The organism is Rhizorhabdus argentea, from assembly GCF_037861105.1.
Taxonomy (GTDB): Bacteria; Pseudomonadota; Alphaproteobacteria; order Sphingomonadales; family Sphingomonadaceae; genus Rhizorhabdus; species Rhizorhabdus argentea.
Window position 1 is genome coordinate 176,134 of the sequence record NZ_JBANFK010000008.1, and the last position, 18,976, is coordinate 195,109.

Annotated in this window: 15 protein-coding genes and 1 tRNA gene; 4 read left to right on the forward strand and 12 right to left on the reverse strand. The window is 62.1% G+C overall.

Features of this window, described 5'->3' with window-relative positions:
- The first annotated feature begins 67 nt into the window (after nt 1–67).
- Nucleotides 68–700 carry a DedA family protein gene (locus AAC645_RS10195; RefSeq protein ID WP_340315742.1) on the forward strand — a complete coding sequence of 211 codons (633 nt, stop codon included), beginning with the start codon at nt 68–70 and terminating at the stop codon, nt 698–700.
- On the forward strand, nt 697–1,857 hold the full coding sequence (locus AAC645_RS10200; protein WP_340315744.1) for an aminotransferase: 1,161 nt from the start codon (nt 697–699) through the stop codon (nt 1,855–1,857). The genes AAC645_RS10195 and AAC645_RS10200 overlap by 4 nt, the downstream gene beginning before the upstream one ends.
- A 120-nt stretch (nt 1,858–1,977) precedes the next feature.
- On the opposite strand, the gene AAC645_RS10205 is transcribed toward AAC645_RS10200, so the two are convergent.
- The 6 genes from AAC645_RS10205 to AAC645_RS10230 form a co-directional block, all read right to left on the reverse strand.
- Nucleotides 1,978–3,288, reverse strand: a complete 1,311-nt coding sequence (locus tag AAC645_RS10205) for a DEAD/DEAH box helicase (protein WP_340315745.1) — start codon at nt 3,286–3,288, stop codon at nt 1,978–1,980.
- 384 nt (nt 3,289–3,672) lie between these two features.
- Nucleotides 3,673–4,344: a glutathione S-transferase family protein gene (locus AAC645_RS10210; protein WP_340315746.1), complete on the reverse strand. Its 672-nt coding sequence runs from the start codon at nt 4,342–4,344 to the stop codon at nt 3,673–3,675.
- A 152-nt stretch (nt 4,345–4,496) separates the two neighbouring features.
- On the reverse strand, nt 4,497–9,008 hold the full coding sequence (gltB, locus tag AAC645_RS10215) for a glutamate synthase large subunit (RefSeq protein WP_340315770.1): 4,512 nt from the start codon (nt 9,006–9,008) through the stop codon (nt 4,497–4,499).
- Between the two features lie 47 nt (nt 9,009–9,055).
- A complete protein-coding gene (locus AAC645_RS10220) occupies nt 9,056–10,498 on the reverse strand; it encodes an NAD(P)-dependent oxidoreductase (RefSeq protein ID WP_340315748.1) in 1,443 nt (480 codons plus the stop codon).
- A 289-nt stretch (nt 10,499–10,787) separates the two neighbouring features.
- Nucleotides 10,788–11,588 (reverse strand): undecaprenyl-diphosphate phosphatase, encoded by an 801-nt coding sequence (locus AAC645_RS10225; protein WP_340315750.1) that lies wholly within the window; start codon nt 11,586–11,588, stop codon nt 10,788–10,790.
- Between the two features lie 5 nt (nt 11,589–11,593).
- A complete protein-coding gene (locus AAC645_RS10230; RefSeq protein ID WP_340315752.1) occupies nt 11,594–12,529 on the reverse strand; it encodes a complex I NDUFA9 subunit family protein in 936 nt (311 codons plus the stop codon).
- A gap of 115 nt (nt 12,530–12,644) precedes the next feature.
- On the opposite strand from AAC645_RS10230, the gene AAC645_RS10235 reads away from it, so the two are divergent.
- A tRNA-Leu gene (locus AAC645_RS10235) sits at nt 12,645–12,731 on the forward strand.
- A 333-nt stretch (nt 12,732–13,064) separates the two neighbouring features.
- Here AAC645_RS10235 and AAC645_RS10240 read toward each other — a convergent pair.
- Complete coding sequence (locus AAC645_RS10240; RefSeq protein ID WP_340315754.1) at nt 13,065–13,829, reverse strand: SDR family NAD(P)-dependent oxidoreductase; 765 nt, start codon at nt 13,827–13,829, stop codon at nt 13,065–13,067.
- Between the two features lie 210 nt (nt 13,830–14,039).
- Between AAC645_RS10240 and AAC645_RS20435 the strand changes: the two genes are divergently transcribed.
- Complete coding sequence (locus AAC645_RS20435; RefSeq protein ID WP_422785819.1) at nt 14,040–14,270, forward strand: Tn3 family transposase; 231 nt, start codon at nt 14,040–14,042, stop codon at nt 14,268–14,270.
- A 73-nt stretch (nt 14,271–14,343) separates the two neighbouring features.
- Here the strand turns inward: AAC645_RS20435 and AAC645_RS10245 are convergent, their stop codons facing one another.
- The 5 genes from AAC645_RS10245 to AAC645_RS10265 form a co-directional block, all read right to left on the reverse strand.
- Complete coding sequence (locus AAC645_RS10245; RefSeq protein ID WP_340315756.1) at nt 14,344–14,769, reverse strand: LLM class flavin-dependent oxidoreductase; 426 nt, start codon at nt 14,767–14,769, stop codon at nt 14,344–14,346.
- Nucleotides 14,770–14,809: 40 nt separating this feature from the next.
- On the reverse strand, nt 14,810–15,385 hold the full coding sequence (locus AAC645_RS10250) for a nuclear transport factor 2 family protein (protein WP_340315758.1): 576 nt from the start codon (nt 15,383–15,385) through the stop codon (nt 14,810–14,812).
- A gap of 13 nt (nt 15,386–15,398) precedes the next feature.
- The gene (locus tag AAC645_RS10255; protein WP_340315760.1) at nt 15,399–16,556 is read right to left on the reverse strand and encodes a sulfotransferase family protein; all 1,158 of its coding nucleotides are present in this window, start codon (nt 16,554–16,556) and stop codon (nt 15,399–15,401) included.
- A 191-nt stretch (nt 16,557–16,747) separates the two neighbouring features.
- Nucleotides 16,748–17,695, reverse strand: a complete 948-nt coding sequence (locus AAC645_RS10260; protein ID WP_340315761.1) for an NAD-dependent epimerase/dehydratase family protein — start codon at nt 17,693–17,695, stop codon at nt 16,748–16,750.
- 244 nt (nt 17,696–17,939) lie between these two features.
- On the reverse strand, nt 17,940–18,689 hold the full coding sequence (locus AAC645_RS10265; RefSeq protein WP_340315763.1) for an NADPH-dependent F420 reductase: 750 nt from the start codon (nt 18,687–18,689) through the stop codon (nt 17,940–17,942).
- Nucleotides 18,690–18,976: the final 287 nt, after the last annotated feature.

The window sequence follows — 18,976 nt, forward strand, 5'->3', positions numbered from 1 at the left end:
GCTCCAGCCGCCTGCGCCGGGACCACCGGTCTTGTGTGGGCCCACTCCTCTCTCTATCCGTCAAAGGATGTTCCACAAGATTATCGCCGCGCTGGCCGGCTTCATCATCGCGGTAATTTCCAGCACCGGCTATGGCGGTATCGTCATTCTGATGGCGATCGAGAGCGCCTGCATCCCCTTGCCGTCCGAGATCATAATGCCGTTCGCCGGCTATCTGGTGTCGACCGGGCAATTCAATCTCTACCTGGCGTCGACCGCCGGTGCGATCGGCTGCAATGTCGGATCGGTGTTCGCCTATGAGCTGGGCAAGCGCGGCGGGCGGGCCGTCGTCGATCGCTGGGGTCGTTATGTGCTGATGAGCCACGCCGATCTTGATCGCGCGGAGCGTTTCTTCGCGCGCTGGGGCGACCTGACGGTGCTGATCTGCCGGCTGCTTCCCGCCGTGCGTTCGTTCATCGCCTTCCCGGCGGGCGTTGCGCGAATGCCGCTGCTGCGCTTTCATGTCTATACATTCGTCGGGTCTTGGCCGTGGTGCTTCGGCCTGGCCTGGGTGGGCATGAAGCTGGGCGATCAGTGGCGCACCGATCCGCGGCTGAGCGGCCTGCTCCACAAGCTCGACGTCGTCATCGTGGGCATGATCGCCGTCGCCGCGATCTGGTTCATTTGGCACCGACTGAAGAGACCGGCGCGGAGCGCATGAATCCCGTCTACGCCGCGCTGCCGACAACCATCTTCGAGAAGATGTCGGCCATCGCGCGCGAGACCGGTGCGATCAATCTCGGCCAAGGATTTCCAGATGCGCCGGGACCGGAAGATATTCTAAGGGCCGCTGCGGACGCCCTGTTCGAACGGTCCAACCAATATCCGCCGATGCTCGGCATAGCCGAGCTGCGCCAGGCCGTCGCCGATCATTACCTCGCCCATCATGGCCTTGCGGTGGACTGGCCGTCCGAGGTGGTCGTGACCTCGGGCGCGACCGAGGCGATCTCGGCCGCGATCCTCAGCCTGGTATCACCGGGCGACGAGGTGGTTCTGATCCAGCCGCTCTACGACGCCTATATGCCGATGGTGCGCCGCGCGGGCGGCATCCCCCGGCTGGTCCGTCTCGAACCGCCTGCCTGGACGCTGGACGCGGCGGCTCTCGATGCGGTGATGGGCCCGCAGACCCGGCTGATCATCTTCAACAATCCGGCCAACCCCACCGGCAAGATGTACGACCGAGCGACGCTCGAGCTGATCGCGGAGCGCTGCATCCGCCACGATATCATCGCGCTGTGCGACGAGGTGTGGGAGCATGTCGTCTTCGGCGCCGAGCACATCCCGCTGATCACCCTGCCCGGCATGCGCGATCGCACCGTGAAGATCGGATCGGCGGGCAAGATCTTTGCGCTCACCGGCTGGAAGGTGGGCTGGATGGTCGCAGGTGAGGCGCTCGCCCGGCAGGTGGCCAAGGCGCACCAATTCATGACCTTCACTACGCCGCCCAACCTGCAGTGGGCGGTGGCGCAAGGGCTGGCAAAGCCGCGACCCTGGTTCGACGAGATGCGCGGCGGTTTTGCGCGATCCCGGGCTCGGCTGATCGAGGGGCTGGAAGATGTGGGCTATGCCGTTCTGCCGAGCCACGCGACATGGTTCGTGTCGGTGGACCTTACGGCCTCGGGGATCAACCTGGAGGACGCCGCCTTTTCCGATCTCATGGCCCTGGAAGGTGGTGTCGTGACGATCCCGGTTTCCGCCTTCTTTGAGGAAGCACCGGTCCGCAACATCCTGCGGCTTTGTTATTGCAAGGATGATGCGACGCTGGACGAGGCGGTAGCGCGGCTGGCCGCGATGAGGGAGAGATTGCTGCAAGATTAGCACGTCACCCCAGCGAAGGCTGGGGTCCATGTCTCTCATCAATCAGATGACGCCATCTGTGGAGACAGACACGGATGCCAGCCTTCGCTGGCATGACGCTGATCTTATTTATTGCGTAGCTTAGCGCCCACCGAAGCGCTTGACCGCGCCCTTGTGCGCACCCGGCGCGCCCTTGGGGCGGCTGAAATGGCGCTTGGGCTGAGCTTCGCCGGCGCGACCGCCACCGTCGTGGCGACGACGGTCGCCCTGCGGCGCCGGCGTGCTCGGCACCGGCTTGGGCAGCTTCGCCTTTTCGGCGATGAAGTTCTCGGGCAGCGGCTGGATATCGAGCTGGATCTTGGTCAGCTTCTCGATCGCCTTGAGATAAGGGCGCTCGTCATCGGCCACGAACGCAATGGCGATGCCGGCGGCGCCGGCGCGCGCGGTGCGGCCGATGCGGTGGACATATTGCTCGGCGACATTCGGCAGTTCGTAGTTGAACACATGGCTGACCCCGCCGACATCAATGCCGCGCGCGGCAATGTCGGTGGCGACCAGGATGCGGATGTCACCCTTGCGGAACAGGCCCAGCGCGCGCTCACGCTGCGGCTGGCTCTTGTTGCCGTGAATGGCTTCCGCCTCGATGCCCGCGGCGCGCAGGTTCTTCACGATCCGGTCGGCGCCATGCTTTGTCCGCGAGAAGACCAGCGCGCGATCGATCGGCTCGGAACGGATGCGCAAGGTGAGCAGCGCCTGCTTCTCGGTCGGGTTGCAGAAGGTGGCATATTGCTCGACCCGCTCTGCCGTGGTGGCAGCCGGGGCGACCGACACCTTCGCCGGGTTGGTCAGGAAGCGATCGCCAAGCTCGGCGATCGCCTTCGGCATCGTCGCTGAGAAGAATAGCGACTGACGCTTCTTCGGCAGCAGCTGGTCGACGCGCTTGAGCGCATGGATGAAGCCGAGATCGAGCATCTGGTCGGCCTCGTCGAGAACGAAGATCTCGACGAATTTGAGGCTGAGTGCGCGTTGGTCGATCAGGTCGAGCAGACGGCCCGGCGTCGCCACGAGCACGTCGACGCCGCGCTGGAGCTGACGGATCTGCTTGTTGATCGGCACGCCGCCGAACACCGTGGCAACGCTCAGGCGCAAGAATTTGCCGTATTGGACGAAGCTCTCGGCGATCTGGCTGGCCAACTCGCGGGTTGGTGCGAGGACGAGCATGCGACAACCCTGCGGCGGCGTATGCTTGAGGTTCTCGGCCAGGTGATGGAGCGACGGCAGCGCAAAGGCTGCGGTCTTGCCGGTGCCGGTCTGCGCGATACCGCACAGGTCGCGGCCTTCCAGCAGCGCGGGAATAGCCTGCGCCTGGATGGGAGTAGGAATGTCATAGCCCTTGGCGGCAAGCGCGCGCTGCAGGGGCTCGATAAGACCGAGTTCGGAAAATTTGGTCACAAATGCACTTTCATAGTGCGGGCGCACGAACGGACGTTCATGCGACAGCGGGTTCACATGACGACCCGCGTGAATTGGGAAGCCTCAGCTTGGTTTTGCGTCCTTGCGGGCCCGAGCCGGCCTGTCCTTTGGAATGGACAGGAGATCACGCTGCTCATGGGCCAAATGCTGCAAAACAGCATCGACGCAATCGGGCATATGATCCATGTTTGCGGATATTACAAGCGAAGGTGCGCACGATCATCCGAAAGTGGCGGAATCTCGCCTTCTGTGTCCTCCGGGCATCAGGTGCAACGCCGGGGTTCACGGCTCCGGGCGAATCTCAAACTGCGATGCTCTGCAGCATCGAGGACCGACGCGGGGGGCGACGGCTTGATAGACGGATCAGAAATCCGGCTTTTCGTAATGTTCGGGCGGGCCGACCAACTCCATCCGCTCGGACAGGATGACGCGTAGCGAGCGGCGCGATTTCATGCCCGAATACCATTGCTTGGTCTCGTCATGCCCGCGCCAGTCTATACCGCCGAGATAGTCCGCAACCGAGATGTGCGCCGCGCACGCAAGATCGGCGAGGCTGAGCAACGGCCCGCCGATCCAGCGCCGGCTGCCGACAAGATAATCGACATAATCGAGGTGGTCGTTGACCGCCTTCATCGCCTGACGCAGGACGCCGGCATCCGGCGGAGCGCGGTGGACGATACGCTTCAGAGCGCGTTCGTACAGCAACGGGCCGACGACATCGCCGTAGAATTTCTCGTCGAAATAAGCGACCAGCCTGCGGATCTCGCCACGCTGCGCGGCATTGCCGGGAATCATGGGCATCGGCTCGATCGTCTCCTCCAGATATTCGGAGATCGCGCAGCTGTGGATCAGGGTGGTGCCGAGCGCCGCATCGACGAGGACCGGCGTCTGGCCGACCGGATTGAGATCGAGGAATTCGTCGCGACGCAGCCAGGGCGACTCGCGCACCAGATCATAGGGAATCCCCTTTTCCTCCATCTGGAGCCGGATCTTGCGGGAAAAAGGACATAGAGGAAATTGGTAGAGCTGCCACATCGTGGCGCAACCTATCCGGCCGCGACAGACATGTCAGCAGGCGGAGGTGAGAAAAATAGTCCCTTCCCTTTCAAATGACGAGGAAGGGGTGGCTGCAAGCGGAGCCAACTTAACGATCGCCCTCCCCCGAAGGGGAGGGAGACCGCTTATTTCTATTCCGCCGCCACGACCTCCACCTCGGCATCACTCAGCGGATATTCCAGCCGGCTCACCATCTCCTTCGGGCAGACCTGCCAGATGCATTCGCGCCAGCGGTTCCAATCGTCGAGGATGGTGTGCGCCCATTTGCTGTCGGTGCGCTCGGCATGTTCGGCAATCAGCGCCTTGCAGCGCATCTCCCAATGGACCGAGGCGAAACGCTGCCAGAGGATACTGTCCGGATTGGCCCGACGCTCGAACTCACCATGCTCGTCGAGCACGAAGGCCATGCCGCCCGTCATGCCGGCGCCGAAATTCTCGCCGACCCGGCCGAGGATCACGGCGATGCCGCCGGTCATATATTCGCAGCCGTTTGCGCCGCAGCCCTCGACCACCACTGTCGCGCCCGAGTTGCGGACCGCGAAGCGCTCGCCCGCCTGGCCGGCAGCGAACAGCTTGCCCGCGGTCGCACCGTACAGGACGGTGTTGCCAATGATCGTGTTCGACTTGGTTTCCAGCGGGGATGACACCATCGGCCGCACGGCGATGATCGCGCCCGACAGGCCCTTGCCGACATAGTCGTTCGCATCGCCGAACACTTCGAGCGTGATGCCCTTGACCGCGAAAGCGCCGAGCGACTGGCCCGCCGACCCACGCAGCCGGATATGGACATGGCCGTCGGCGAGCGAGGACATGCCAAAACGCTGGGTGATCTCGGCCGAAAAGCGGGTGCCGACCGCACGGTGGGTATTCCGCACGGTATAGGTGAGCTGCATCTTCTCGCGCCGCTCGAACACGGCCTTGGCGTCCTGGATCATCTGCGCATCGAGACTGTCCGGCACTTCGTTGCGGAAGGTCGGGATGTTGAAGCGGCGCTTGCCCTCCGGCGCGTCCACCTTGGCAAGCACCGGGTTCAGATCGAGATCGTCGAGATGCTCGGCGCCGCGGCTGACCTGCCGAAGCAGCTCGGTGCGGCCGATGATGTCGTCGAGCGAGCGCACGCCCAGCTTGGCGAGTATCTCGCGCACTTCCTCGGCGATGAAGGTCATCAGGTTGATGACCTTCTCGGGGGTACCGACGAACTTCTTCCTGAGCGCCTCGTCCTGGGTGCAGACGCCGACCGGACAGGTGTTCGAATGACACTGGCGCACCATGATGCAGCCCATCGCCACCAGCGACAGCGTGCCGATGCCGAACTCCTCGGCTCCCAGGATCGCGGCGATGACGATGTCGCGTCCGGTCTTGAGGCCGCCGTCGGTGCGCAGCTTGACGCGGTGGCGCAGCCCGTTGAGCGTCAGCACCTGGTTGGTTTCCGACAACCCCATTTCCCAGGGCGTACCGGCATATTTCACGGACGTCTGCGGGCTCGCGCCCGTACCGCCGACATGGCCGGCGACAAGGATTACGTCGGCATGCGCCTTCGCCACGCCGGCCGCGACGGTACCGATGCCAGCCGAGCTCACCAGCTTAACGCAGACCCGCGCGCGCGGATTGATCTGCTTGAGGTCATAGATCAGCTGCGCCAGATCCTCGATCGAGTAGATATCATGGTGCGGCGGCGGCGAGATCAGCATCACCCCGGGCGTCGAATGGCGCAGCCGGGCGATCATCTCGGTCACCTTGAAGCCGGGCAGCTGCCCTCCCTCGCCGGGCTTTGCGCCCTGTGCGACCTTGATCTCGAGCTCCTCGGCCGCACCGAGATATTCGGCGGTGACGCCGAAGCGGCCGGAAGCAACCTGCTTGATCACCGAGTTGGCGTTGTCGCCGTTCGCATAAGGCGTGTAGCGGCTCTTGTCCTCGCCGCCCTCGCCCGACACGGCCTTGGCGCCGATCCGGTTCATTGCGATCGCCAGCGTCTCATGCGCCTCGGGGCTGAGCGCGCCCAACGACATGCCGGGTGTCACGAAGCGCTTGCGGATCTCGGTGATCGCCTCGACCGAGTCGATCGGAATCCCCTCACGCGCCCAGTTGAACTCTAGCAGGTCGCGCAGATAGACCGGCGGCAGATCGCGCACGCCGCGCGAGAATTGCAGATAGGTCGAATAGCTGTCGGTCGCGACCGACGATTGCAGGAGGTGCATCAGCTGCGCGGTATAGGCGTGCGCCTCCCCCCCTGCCCGCTGCTTGTAGAATCCTCCGACCGGCAAGGACACGACGACATCGTCGAACGCCGCTTCGTGCCGGAGCATCAGGTTGAGCTGGAGCGAGGTATAGCCCTCGCCCGAGATCTTCGCCGGCATACCCGGAAAGAAATCGTTGACCAATGCGCGGCTCAGGCCGACCGCTTCGAAATTATAGCCGCCGCGATAGCTGGAGATCACGGCGATCCCCATCTTCGACATGATCTTGAGCAGGCCGTCGTCGATAGCCTTGCGGTGCCGCTTGAGACATTCGGCGAGGGTGCGGTCGCCGAACAGGCCGCGCGCATGGCGGTCGGCTATCGCCGCCTCGGTGAGATAGGCATTCACCGTGGTCGCGCCGACGCCAATCAGCACCGCATAATAATGGGTGTCGAGGCATTCAGCCGAGCGCACGTTGACCGACGCATAGGAGCGCAGCCCCTTGCGGACGAGGTGGGTGTGGACGGCAGCGGCCGCCAACACCATCGCGATCGAGACGCGGTCTGGCCCGACATGCTCGTCGGTCAGGAACAGCTCGGCCTTGCCCTCGCGCACGGCAGTCTCGGCCTCGGCACGGACGCGCGTGATCGCCTGGCGCAGCGCATCGGGCCCGCCATGGGCGTCGAAGGTGCAGTCGATCTCCGCCGCCGAACTGGCGAAATGTTCTTTGAGCGCATGCCAGTCGCGACAGTGGAGCACCGGGCTTTCGAGCACGAGCACGTCCGCCTGCTGGCCCTCATTGTCGAGGATGTTGGCGAGATTGCCGAAGCGTGTCTTCAGGCTCATCACCCGCGTCTCGCGCAGACTGTCGATCGGCGGGTTGGTGACCTGGCTGAAATTCTGCCGGAAGAAATGGCTGATCAGCCGGGGCTTGTCCGAGATTACCGCGAGCGGCGTGTCGTCGCCCATCGAGCCGATCGCTTCCTTGGCCTCCTCGATCTGCGGGCTCAGGATGAGCTCCATGTCCTCCATGGTCTGCCCGGCGGCCACCTGGCGGCGCAGCAGTTCGGGCCGCGACCAGCGCGGGATCATGTCCTCTGCCGGGGCCGGCAGATCCTTGAGCAGCCTGAAACCCTTGACCCATTCGCCATAGGGCTGCTCGGCGGCGATCTTGTCCTTGATCTCGGCGTCGCCATAGAGGCGGCCTTCCTCAAGATCGATCGCGATCATCTGCCCCGGACCCATCCGCCCCTTGGCGATGATCGTGCTCTCCGGCACCACCACCATGCCGGTTTCCGAGCCGACGATCAGCAGATTGTCGGCGGTCCGAGTCGTCCTGAGCGGGCGCAACGCGTTGCGGTCGACGCCGGCCACTACCCAGCGGCCGTCGGTCATCGCCAGCGCAGCAGGCCCGTCCCACGGCTCCATTACCGAACCGAAATAGCTGTACATCGCCCGTCGCGGTTCGGGTATGTCGCTGTTCTGCCAGGCTTCGGGCACCAGCATAAGCTTGGCGGTCGGCGCATCGCGGCCCGAACGGCAGATCGTCTCGAACACCGCGTCGAGCGCGGCAGTGTCCGAAGCGCCCGCGGGGATCAGCGGCTTGATCTCGTCCGAATGCTCGCCGAAAGCGAGCGACGCCATCTTGATCTCGTGGCTCTTCATCCAGTTCTTGTTGCCGCGGATCGTGTTGATCTCACCATTGTGCGCAAGGGCGCGGAAGGGTTGCGCCAGCCACCATTGCGGGAAGGTGTTGGTCGAATAGCGCTGATGGAAGATCGCGACGCGGCTGACGAAGCGCTCGTCCTTGAGGTCGGGATAAAAGACCGAGAGCTCCTCCGCGAGGAAAAGCCCCTTGTAGATGATCGAGCGCGCCGACAGCGAGCAGACGTAGAAGCCCTGGATCTGCGCCTCTATCACCTTGCGCTCGATCCGCCGGCGGATCAGGTAGAGATTCTTCTCGAACTCCTCGAGCGACATCTCGTCCGGCATCGGCCCGGCGATCATGATCTGCTCGATCTCGGGCCGGGTGAGCTGCGCCTTTTCGCCGATCACCGACACGTCGACCGGCACCTGGCGCCAGCCATAGATGGTGTAGCCGAAATCGATGATCTCGCTCTCGACGATCGTGCGGCAGGTCTCCTGCGCGCCGAGATCGGTGCGCGGCAGGAACACCATGCCGACCGCGAGCCGGTTCGGCAGCGGCCGATGCCCGGCATATTCGATCGCGTCGTCGAAGAAGCGCACCGGCAGGTCGACATGGATGCCGGCACCGTCACCGGTCTTGCCGTCGGCATCGACCGCACCGCGATGCCACACCGCCTTAAGCGCATCGATCGCCGCCGCGACGACGCGGCGCGAGGGCTTGCCATCGGTCGCTGCAACAAGGCCGACGCCGCAGGCGTCACCCTCGAACTCAGGGCGATACATGCCTTCGCGGGCAAGGCGCTCGCGCTGGGACGCCATCCATTCGGGATCGCCCTGTATCTTCGCGCTGATTTCTCTCGGATCGGTCATGCCGCCACCTTCTGAGCCTTGGCCTTCGTCTTGAGATAGAGATGCATCCGCTCGGCGACATCGCGGCCATCGCGGATCGCCCATACTACAAGGCTGGCGCCGCGGACGATGTCACCCGCCGCGAACACGCCGTCGAGCGAGGTCTGCATCGACTTGTGATCGACGCGCAGCGTGCCCCAGCGCGTCACCGACAGCTCGGGCGAGCCGAACGCGCCGGGCAGATCCTCCGGATCGAAACCGAGCGCCTTGATCACCAGATCGGCATCGATCCGGAAATCGCTGCCCGGATCAGGTTCGGGCGTGCGGCGGCCCGAAACATCGGGGTCACCCAGCCGCATCTTGGTCGCACGAACGCCGCTGACGCCGCCGGTGCCTTCGAACGCCTCAGGCGCCGACAGCCAGACGAACTCGACGCCCTCCTCCTCGGCATTCTTCGTCTCGCGTTGCGAGCCAGGCATGTTGGCGCGATCGCGGCGGTAGAGGCATTTCACCGAGGCAGCGCCCTGGCGAACCGCCGTTCGCACGCAATCCATCGCCGTGTCGCCGCCGCCGATGACCACGACATTCCTGCCTTTCGCATCGAGCGAGCCATCGTCGAACGAGGGCACGGCATCGCCGAAGCTCTTGCGGTTCGACGCGGTGAGATAGTCGAGCGCCTCGACCACGCCGCTGGCGCCAACGCCCGGCGCCTTGATCGCGCGCGGCTTGTAGACGCCAGTCGCGATCAGCAGCGCGTCGTGGCGGCCTCGCAGTTCGGCGAGAGAGGCGTCGCGGCCGACCTCGAAGCCTTCGTGGAAGACGATGCCCGAATCCTTGAGCCGCTGCACGCGACGCATGACGATCGGCTTTTCGAGCTTGAAGCCGGGGATACCATAGGTCAGCAGGCCGCCGGCGCGATCGTGCCGGTCGTAGACATGCACCTCATAACCGCGCGCGCGCATCAGCTCGGCCGTCGTCAGTCCGGCTGGGCCGGCACCGATCACGCCAACGGACTGACCGCGAGCAGGGCCGACGGCGACCGGCTCCACCCAGCCATTTTCCCAGGCTGTGTCGGTGATATATTTCTCGACCGAGCCGATCGTGACCGCGCCGTGCCCCGAGAACTCGATGACGCAATTGCCCTCGCACAGCCGGTCCTGCGGACAGATGCGGCCACAGATTTCCGGCATGGTCGAGGTAGCGTTCGAGAGCTCATAAGCCTCGCGCAGCCGCCCTTCGGTCGTCAGACGCAGCCAATCGGGAATATGGTTGTGGAGTGGGCAATGTGTCGCACAATAAGGCACGCCGCACTGCGAGCAGCGCGATGCCTGTTCCTCGGCCTGGGGCGGCGCGTATTTTGGTGCAATCTCACCGAAATCGGCAACGCGCGTATCGGCAGCGCGTTTGGGTGGAAAGGCCTGCCCCACGCCTACGAACTTCAGCATCGGATCGTCTGCCATCGAACTGCCCCGCCAGAGCCGCCACGGCCGTCGCAAGCGCACAGCGCGCCCGGCGGGACGTGAGCCAGCTCTCCTCAAAGTGTTGGGACCTGCTCATCGCCACGAGTGCCGGCTGCGCCGATCACCTACCCATGGCAACAAGGGTCTGCCCTCGCATCTCTCACGAAAAGACGCGCGAGTCACGCGCTTTTCACGCCATAGGGCAGATATACTTACCTATTTATTGGGGAAGTGAAGCAACTCGTTGGAATTTCTCCTTGTTCGCGCCGCCAATGAGACCGGATCGGACCTACCTCGCTAGGAGCCAGATCAAGGCCGCCGACCCTACAACGATGCGGTACCACGCAAATGGCGCGAAACCGTGCTTCGTCACGACGTTCAGGAACCAGCGGATGACGAACATTGCGACGATGAACGACACGACGAAGCCGATCGCGATCGCAGTGGCCTGGGCATCGCCGAGTTCGTGCCGTGCCTTCCAGAGGGCGAGGGTCGTCGCGCCTACCATGGTGGGGATGGCGAGAAAAAAGCTGTATTCCGCAGCGGTGCGGCGCTCCACACCCAAGGTCAGTGCGCCCATGATCGTGGCGCCCGAGCGGCTTACGCCCGGGATCATCGCCAGGCACTGGATGAAGCCGATCCCCAGCGAAGTCCTGAGCGACATGCCTTCGACGCTGTCGCAGCTCGGTCGGCGCACGCTCCGCTCTATGACGAGGATAGCGATACCACCCAGGATCAGCGCGACCGCCACCACCATCGGCGTCATCAGCAGCGCCTTGATCGCGCCATAGGCGACCGCGCCGATCACCGCCGATGGCAGGAAGCCGACCAGCACGTTGCGAGTGAAGCGGATCGCCTGGGGATCGCGCCGGGCGAGTCCCGCCAGCACCGCCGCGAAGCGATGGCGATAGAGCACGACAACCGCGAGGATCGCCCCGAGCTGGATGACGATGTCGAAGGTTTCGGTGCCCTGCGGCACTCGCATGACCTCGCCTGCCAGGATCAGGTGCCCGGTCGAGGAAACCGGCAGGAACTCGGTGAGCCCCTCGACGATGCCGAGGAGGATGATCGACAGCAGCGACAGTTCCATCCCGTTCAGGCCGCCGACTTGGCGCGGGAGGCGAAGCGTCCATGCGGACGATACTGAACCAGCCAGGCTGGCGCGACCGCTTCCATCGGCGTCGGCGCGATTCCGAACGCCTCGAAGCCCGTGGCGCCCGGCGAGACGACATTGTCCTTCTGCAGCATCAGCCACTGATCGCGGGTGATGGGCGCCCCCGGTAGCCACCCGGCGATGGTGGCCAGGATGCCGCCAGCAGCGTCCGGCACAGGCACGAAGGTGGGATTTCGACCGGTCGCCTGAGCGAGCCACGCATTGAGCTCGGCCATCGTCAACACTTGCGGGCCGCCCAGTTCGTAGATCTTGCCGGCATGCGCAGGGTCCATCGCCGCCACCGCGATCGCTCGCGCGACATCCACGACCCAGGCCGGCTGGAACTTCACCCGGCCTCGCAGCACCGGAACGAACGGCAGCCGCTGCATGGCGGCAAATCGATTGAGGAAGGAATCTTCCTGACCGAACACCACCGATGGCCGCACGATGGTCGCAGCCGGGAAAGCCGCGCGCACGGCGCTCTCGCCCTGCCCCTTGCTCCGTCCATAAGCCGATGGCGATTCTGGATCGGCGCCGATCGCCGACACGTGAACCAGCGCATTGGCGCCCGCAGCGCGGGCGGCCGCCGCGACATTGGCTGCACCCTTGTGGTGGATCGCGTCGAAGTCGCCCTTCAGGATACCGACAAGGTTGACGACCGCATCCGCTCCTTCGACCGCTGCGGCCAGCGTCGCCGGCCGGGTTACGCTGGCCGGTACGAACTGCGTCTGGCCGAGGCCGCCGAGCGGCTTGAGGAACCATGCGTCGGATGGGTCGCGCTCGGCGATCCGAACGCGGGCTCCGGCCTTGAGCAATTCCTGCGCCACATAGCGGCCGAGGAATCCACCACCGCCGAACAGCGTGACAAGACGGCTCATCGTCATATTCCCTTGATGATCAGATTTCCTCCGCATTGCCCTGCACGGCAGCGGTTTACAAGGCGGTTGACAAGTCCTTGGCCACCCCGCTATCCGCCCGGCCTCCGCTCCGAATGCCCAGGTGGTGGAATTGGTAGACGCGCTGGCTTCAGGTGCCAGTGGCCGCAAGGCCGTGGAGGTTCGAGTCCTCTCCTGGGCACCAGGCGGTTTCCGACAAGGTTCGGGAACGACCGTTAAGCGACTGGTTGTGGGCGTCTTTTCCTGGATCCAGCGTTTGGCGAACTGATCGCGCCGCCCGTCTTGTCCTTATCATACCGTAATTCATGGCGCCCCTCTTCCTCTTTGGTGTTCCGACACGCTTCCAATTTTGTAGATGAGACAAATGCAGTGTCGCGCATGCCTATGTTCATCTGGCCAAGGCCAAACCGAACCCGAGCTTTTGAAGAAGCGGTAACAATTGCGTGACGCCATAAGGTTGCCGAGAAGCGGTGCGCGCCAGCTGCCGGATAGTGCGTTTTACGATGCTGCCTGGGCGTCAATCAGATTGCGCAAATCCCCTGTACACCGGTATGCGGTTGAGGTGCATTCCGCCACTTACGGGCAGATTGACCCCAGAAATGAATCCCGGCTGGGCTAACCAAACCACCACCTGGGCGTAGTCCTTCGGCAGCCCCAATCGCCCAAGTGGAATCTGTTCCATGAACGCCTCGTTCACGTCGAACCGATCAAGGAAAGGTGCGGTAGTTGATGTCTTGATCGGTCCCGGAAGAATTGAATTCACCCGAATTCCCCGCCCACCATATTCCACTGCAGCATAACGCACCAAGCAATCGGTCGCCGCCTTGGCACAGCCATAAGCAAAGGCTCCCAGCGACGGCTGGGCCGCTGCTTGAGCGGAGATCAAAGTGATAGACCCCCCATCATTCATGATCTCCGCCATATAGCGGACGAAATGGACGTGGCCGAGAAAGTTGACATCCAGCGAAGTCTGGAGCGTGTCTTGGTCCGAGTCACCGATCAAGCCGTCGCCCGCAAAAAAGGCGCAATTTATCGCGATGTCGATTTTTCCATATGCTTCGACTGCTGACAGTGACAGGGCCCTGATCTGATCCTGCTTCGCGCCATCACAGACTACGGCCAGCCCATCGATTGCATCGGCCAGTTCTTGAAGAGGCTCAATTCGCCTGGCAGCTACGACAACCTTTGCCCCTTCGGCGGCCAGTGCTTCTGCGATTGCCCACCCCGTGCCGCCGGATGCGGATGCGCCGAGTACCACGGCCACTTTGCCTTCGAGCTGCATAATCCCTCCACCATATAACATTGTGTTATTTGATACCGCACTTAGGACTATGTCTAAGATAGGTGTCCCAATGTCAATTGGGTGACGAATGCTGAAGGGGTCAGGCGCATGACGGGGTCTACAAAAATTTCAGCCGAAATTAGCGGTAGATGATGTCCAATAAATCCACGGTATGTGGCTATCGTCCTAGCCCTATCATTTGATATTCCTGTGAGGCCAGATTTTGGACTTTCACCTTCACGGGAGGAATCGGCGAGACAGAGGGGCACTTTCGAGCGCGAGCTTCAGCGCGTTCTAAACACGCGTGAGTCGGTCCGTGATCTCCAGCGGACGGTTCACTCAGGAGAAATTGAAGTCAAACATGAGAGGAGGAAAGAGGAATTAACGGCAATCAGCGGTGCACTGATACTACTGACCAATATTGTCATGGCCTTGGATTAAGATGGCATGCAGAGTCCTCCAACCTTCCCCAGATCCAAGCTCGACCCTCTCCTTAGCCGCATGGCACTGACACCTAGGGGCACATCAACATGAAGGGCTTGCTGCGATTCAGGATTGAGGAACACCATGGTCCTGTCGAACCACGCTGCATTTGCAGCCAGAAACCCGATATTCCTTTTAAAAGCCGCCAAATGAATCCGGCTCCGCGCGACGGGCGTTGGCGAGCCCTGTGCGCGGTTGGTAAGAGGAGCAAAAGCCCCGCGCTCCAGCCAGCGCCAAGGATGAAGCGGCCGCCCGAAAATGATCGAGCGTCGCGGATCCGGGTCGCCAGACTGATCGGGTGGTGTTCGGTGATGATCGAGATCGAGCTACCGAGCTTCAGCCTCTTCGTCACCGCCGCCACTGCCGTATGGGAGAGCAGCGGATCGTACATTCCCTTGAAGCTCTCCGGCACGGTATAAGCGGTGGCAATACCGAAATCGGGGCCGTTACAGCTCATGTGAACCCCCCATTAAATCATAGGGTGCTTTCGCTGCGGGTCAGGCCAGCCCCATTTCGTGGCGTAGCCGAAAAACGAGATCCTCCTGATCCCGGCGTGGCTTGACGAGGACCGGGGAACTTATCTCGGTTTCTTGGGGCACTTCGAGAACCAGGTTCTGGTCGGGAACCGCTGTTCGCGACGCGATCTTCCAGGCGCCATCCCGCCGTTCGAAAATATCGACATAGCGCCCGAACGACAACACATCGACCGGCCGGTCGCCCTCGATGGCGAGGCCGGCCGCCTTGGCGAACGCCGCCGCGCCTGCAGCCGAATAACGGGTGCAGACGGTCACCCGTGCTTCCACCAGCGCGCGGTCGATGCCGGCGAATTCGATCAGAACGTTGGTGACATTATGGCTGGCGTGCAGGATGTTCCGGTGCCGTTCCCGCATCCATTCGACCAGCCCAGGCACATCGCCTTCGTAAAAGGCGTGATTGTCGACGGCCCCCTCATGGAACAGGGACGGGATCGCTTCGAGATCGCTGCGATCGGCTGCGCGACAGAATTTATGCACGATGTCTGTTATCGCGAAGCGCGCTTCGACTTCCGCCAGCCGGTGTTCGATGTCATGCATAGGGCCTTCTCCCTCACGCCAGCAGATGCCCGAAACGGTCGTAATAGCCGGAAAACCGGCTACGGATCGCTTCGTCCGTGGTTCCGAATTTCTCGGCCGAATAGGAATAGCCGCCATGCTTGTTGCGCGGATTGCGTTCCGACCATTCGCGCATCCCCTGCTGGCTTTGCTCCGTGAGCGGCAGGCCGAACGCCTGGTAGATACGGCGTACGACCGCATCGTCGTTCGAGGTGATGTCGGAAAAGGCGATATCGAGGATTTGCAGATTCGGATCATTGTCGCGCCACGCCAGATGCTCGTCGGCAGACTGGCCATAATAGGCTGTCATCGCCTCGCCTCCGTTCAGGTCAGGTTCGACATCCGCGTAGAGCATATGCCAGTTGTGCGTGACGCCTGCGATCGAGGGCACGCATTTGACGGGATCGCGATGAGTGACGATGAAGCGGGGATTGTCGAAAATCCGGTTCACCTGCTTTTCCAGCCCGAAATGGATCGGCGTCTTGAGAAGCCACGGCTTCTTGCGATCTTCAGGATTTTGCCATTGCAGATATTGAAGCTGCATTTTCAGATAGTCATAAGCTGGCGCAGTATCGGCCTGTAACAGCCATCTGAAATGAGACGACGAGCCGAACACCGCACATCCACCCGTCCGGAAGGAATATTCGAAAAGCTGCATCTCCTCCTCGGCCTCGTCCGTGAACACAGGATGGCCCGTGATCATGTCTGGCGATACTTCATACAGCCATTTTTCATAGGCTCGCGTCTCCGCGATCCGCTGCTCCCGGCCGCCATCGGGCGCGCCGGGGATGCGGGCGAACATATGGCCCTTCCAATATTCGAGGAGCTGGAAATCGCCCGACGCAGCCAGCAGCCGCTGCAGTTTCGTGCTGCCGGTGCGGGGTAGCGACGTGATGATGATCGGCGCATCGATGACTTCGTCGAGAATTTCAGGATGCTCGGCAAGATCCTTTTGGAACCACAGGCGATTGATGAGGAGGCGCAGGACATTTTCACGCAGCGGCTCGACCCGGTCGGGGCGAACGGCAACGTCGGCATTGACGCCCTTCACGAGCATATCCAGACCTTCGCGGAAATCATCCGGCCCAAAGTCGGACAGGCCCGTCCGGTCCCGGGCAACCTGCAATAGTTCTTGAGCGTCCAGCACTTTCATTACCATTCTCTCCTTGATGCCCGCTTCCATGAGTCCACGCAAAGTATGTTGTCACTCGTACAGGCCAGAGCCTGATCGAAAAAGAAGCTGCGTTATATGAGTCCGTTGTGATTCATCGAATTGCGAGGCCGGCATGACACCAACCATGTGGACCGATACCACTAGGATCGGCGTGCCCGAGTTTCGAGGCATTAGAGACCTTGATCCGGATAGCGCCGGTAATAATCTACCATTTCGGCGATCGCATCACGCACGGTATAATCCGGCGAAAAGCCGAACTGACGGATCGCCCGGCTACCATCGACATTTGGCGGAAAAGCCGAACCATGGGGCGGCTGTGAGTCCCGACCAATATCGCAGTCGGGCACTATGTCCCGAATGATCGCGATAACTTCGTCTTCGGAAAAGGCTTTTTCGGTTGGCGTGTTGAACAGCCAGTGTTCGGATCTTGGCGCCAGCGTTGCATCCACGCAGAACTTGGCCTGATCCTTGTTATAGATCATTTGAACACCCGTTTTCGCCCATGAGGGAAATAGAGACGGGCGACCGACGGCGGCATTGTAAATGATCCGATTGTAATTGGCACCCCAGCTTCCCGTCAGCTTGCCGAGCCCGAAGGCGAAGGCAACGCGAACGCACGTGGCATCGAGACCGCGCTCGCGATAAATGGCGGTCATGAGCTCGCCATAATATTTACTGGCGCCATAAGTCGTAGTCGGAGCGATCCGGTAATTTTCGTCGACCGGCCTGCCGTCATAGTCCGGCAACGTGCCTACAGCGGAGATCGAGCTGCTCCAACACACCCGTTCCACCCCCTGGTCCATCGCGACGTCGAATATGTTCGCCGTACCCCGACAGTTCACATCGATCGCCTTCACGGGGAAAGCAACCGATTCGGGCCCGAGATAGCCGGCCAGATGAAGAATGCGGCTTATCTTCCGATCCCTGACGAGATTCGCCAGGAGGTCGACATCCAGAATGTCTCCGGCAACGATGTCCGCCTCCGGTGCGATGGCGGTAAGCATCGGCGCTTCGCTCTTTTGATCGAGAACCGTCACCTCGTGCCCGCGCCGCACAAATTCGGCAACGGCGTACATCCCGATATTCCCGGTGCCCCCGGTGACCAGTACCTGTCCCACTATGATCTCCTATGAAATTCTATCGCCAGTGCCAGTCGGTCAGGCTGCGGTAAGGCCGCCATCGACGCTCATCATCGTACCGGTTACGAAGCGGGCCTCACCGCCGGTGATCAGTATCGAGCGTCCTGCAAGATTTTGCGCCATTTCAGCTTTCCTCTGTTATGCTATCTTTGCCGTTGCTAACTTGAACCATAATGTGCGTTCGGTCAGTATCCGGGCCATCGCCAGAGTGACGCAACCAGACTTACAGGAACAAAGCCCGATGCAGTCGCAAACTATATAGCGCGTCGGGGTTAGTCGCGCCTGTTCCTGCCATCCGTTCCATGACTGCCGCGAACGACAGATCGCGCCGCTTGGGCAAGCGCGCCCGATCTGCTGCTAGCAAGGCAGCAGCCACTTCGTCTTTCGAGAGATCTGTGCAATAGACTGGTGCCCCTGGCTGCTGGCGCCATGACTCGGCAAGCGAGCCTGCATCCACAGGCTCAATTCCAGTAGCATCGACCAGCGCCATCGCAATTTCGCGATCATGCTGGCTGTCAGCCGCGACAGGAATAGCAACACGGTCGGGGTGTCCGGCTGCCTGCGCCTTCGTGGCGAGGGACTGCGAACCAATCGCGTTCCATGCCTTGGCGATTGGCCTGCCCAGACGCTCGGCGACCCAGAGGCTCTCCACCTGACCAGCGTCGATGGCGTCGATGTGTCCGTCGCGCTGAGGAAAATAATTGGAGGTGTCGATGACGATCACTTCCGGTGGCAAGCCCGCCACGAGCGGCGCGACCTCCGGGATGCGGTTGAGCGGGATGGACAGGATCACCACGTCAACATCGGTGACGGCGTCCTGCACGGTGACTGCTCGACCGCCCGACGACAGAATATCGGCGTCGATCGTCTCGGGCCCACGCGAATTTGCGACCTTGACCTCATGCCCTGTCCCGCTCAGTCGCTGAACCAGGATTTTTCCAATGTGGCCAGTGCCGATGATGCCGATTTTCATGATCAGTCCCTTGTCAGGTTCTTGGGTTCAGGCGACGGGAAACGCGAATGTTTCCAGGGTACGCCGAAGGTCATCGATCCGTCATGCTATTCATCGCTTGCATGGGCTTGAGACGCGCAATCTCCTGACTGGTCTTCGATCCGTCAAACGCGCAATCAAGCGTCAAAGCCAACACGTTTTTTGTATACCAGACATCAGCTCCTGCTTGGGTGCTTCAGCGTAACAGGTTGGTAAGCTGTTGCAGGCTGTTCCAATCCGCATTGACGTCGCGCTCACCGCCGACAGGC

Bases quoted from the DNA above. Each gene is read 5' to 3' on its own strand.
- AAC645_RS10220 (WP_340315748.1), bottom strand. From the start codon at position 10,498: ATGGCAGACGATCCGATGCTGAAGTTCGTAGGCGTGGGGCAGGCCTTT.
- AAC645_RS10245 (WP_340315756.1), bottom strand. From the start codon at position 14,769: ATGAGCTGTAACGGCCCCGATTTCGGTATTGCCACCGCTTATACCGTG.
- AAC645_RS10240 (WP_340315754.1), bottom strand. From the start codon at position 13,829: ATGCAGCTCGAAGGCAAAGTGGCCGTGGTACTCGGCGCATCCGCATCC.
- gltB (WP_340315770.1), bottom strand. From the start codon at position 9,008: ATGGCGTCCCAGCGCGAGCGCCTTGCCCGCGAAGGCATGTATCGCCCT.
- AAC645_RS10230 (WP_340315752.1), bottom strand. From the start codon at position 12,529: ATGAGCCGTCTTGTCACGCTGTTCGGCGGTGGTGGATTCCTCGGCCGC.
- AAC645_RS10250 (WP_340315758.1), bottom strand. From the start codon at position 15,385: ATGCATGACATCGAACACCGGCTGGCGGAAGTCGAAGCGCGCTTCGCG.
- AAC645_RS10265 (WP_340315763.1), bottom strand. From the start codon at position 18,689: ATGAAAATCGGCATCATCGGCACTGGCCACATTGGAAAAATCCTGGTT.
- AAC645_RS10225 (WP_340315750.1), bottom strand. From the start codon at position 11,588: ATGGAACTGTCGCTGCTGTCGATCATCCTCCTCGGCATCGTCGAGGGG.
- AAC645_RS10195 (WP_340315742.1), top strand. From the start codon at position 68: ATGTTCCACAAGATTATCGCCGCGCTGGCCGGCTTCATCATCGCGGTA.
- AAC645_RS10210 (WP_340315746.1), bottom strand. From the start codon at position 4,344: ATGTGGCAGCTCTACCAATTTCCTCTATGTCCTTTTTCCCGCAAGATC.
- AAC645_RS10200 (WP_340315744.1), top strand. From the start codon at position 697: ATGAATCCCGTCTACGCCGCGCTGCCGACAACCATCTTCGAGAAGATG.
- AAC645_RS10255 (WP_340315760.1), bottom strand. From the start codon at position 16,556: ATGAAAGTGCTGGACGCTCAAGAACTATTGCAGGTTGCCCGGGACCGG.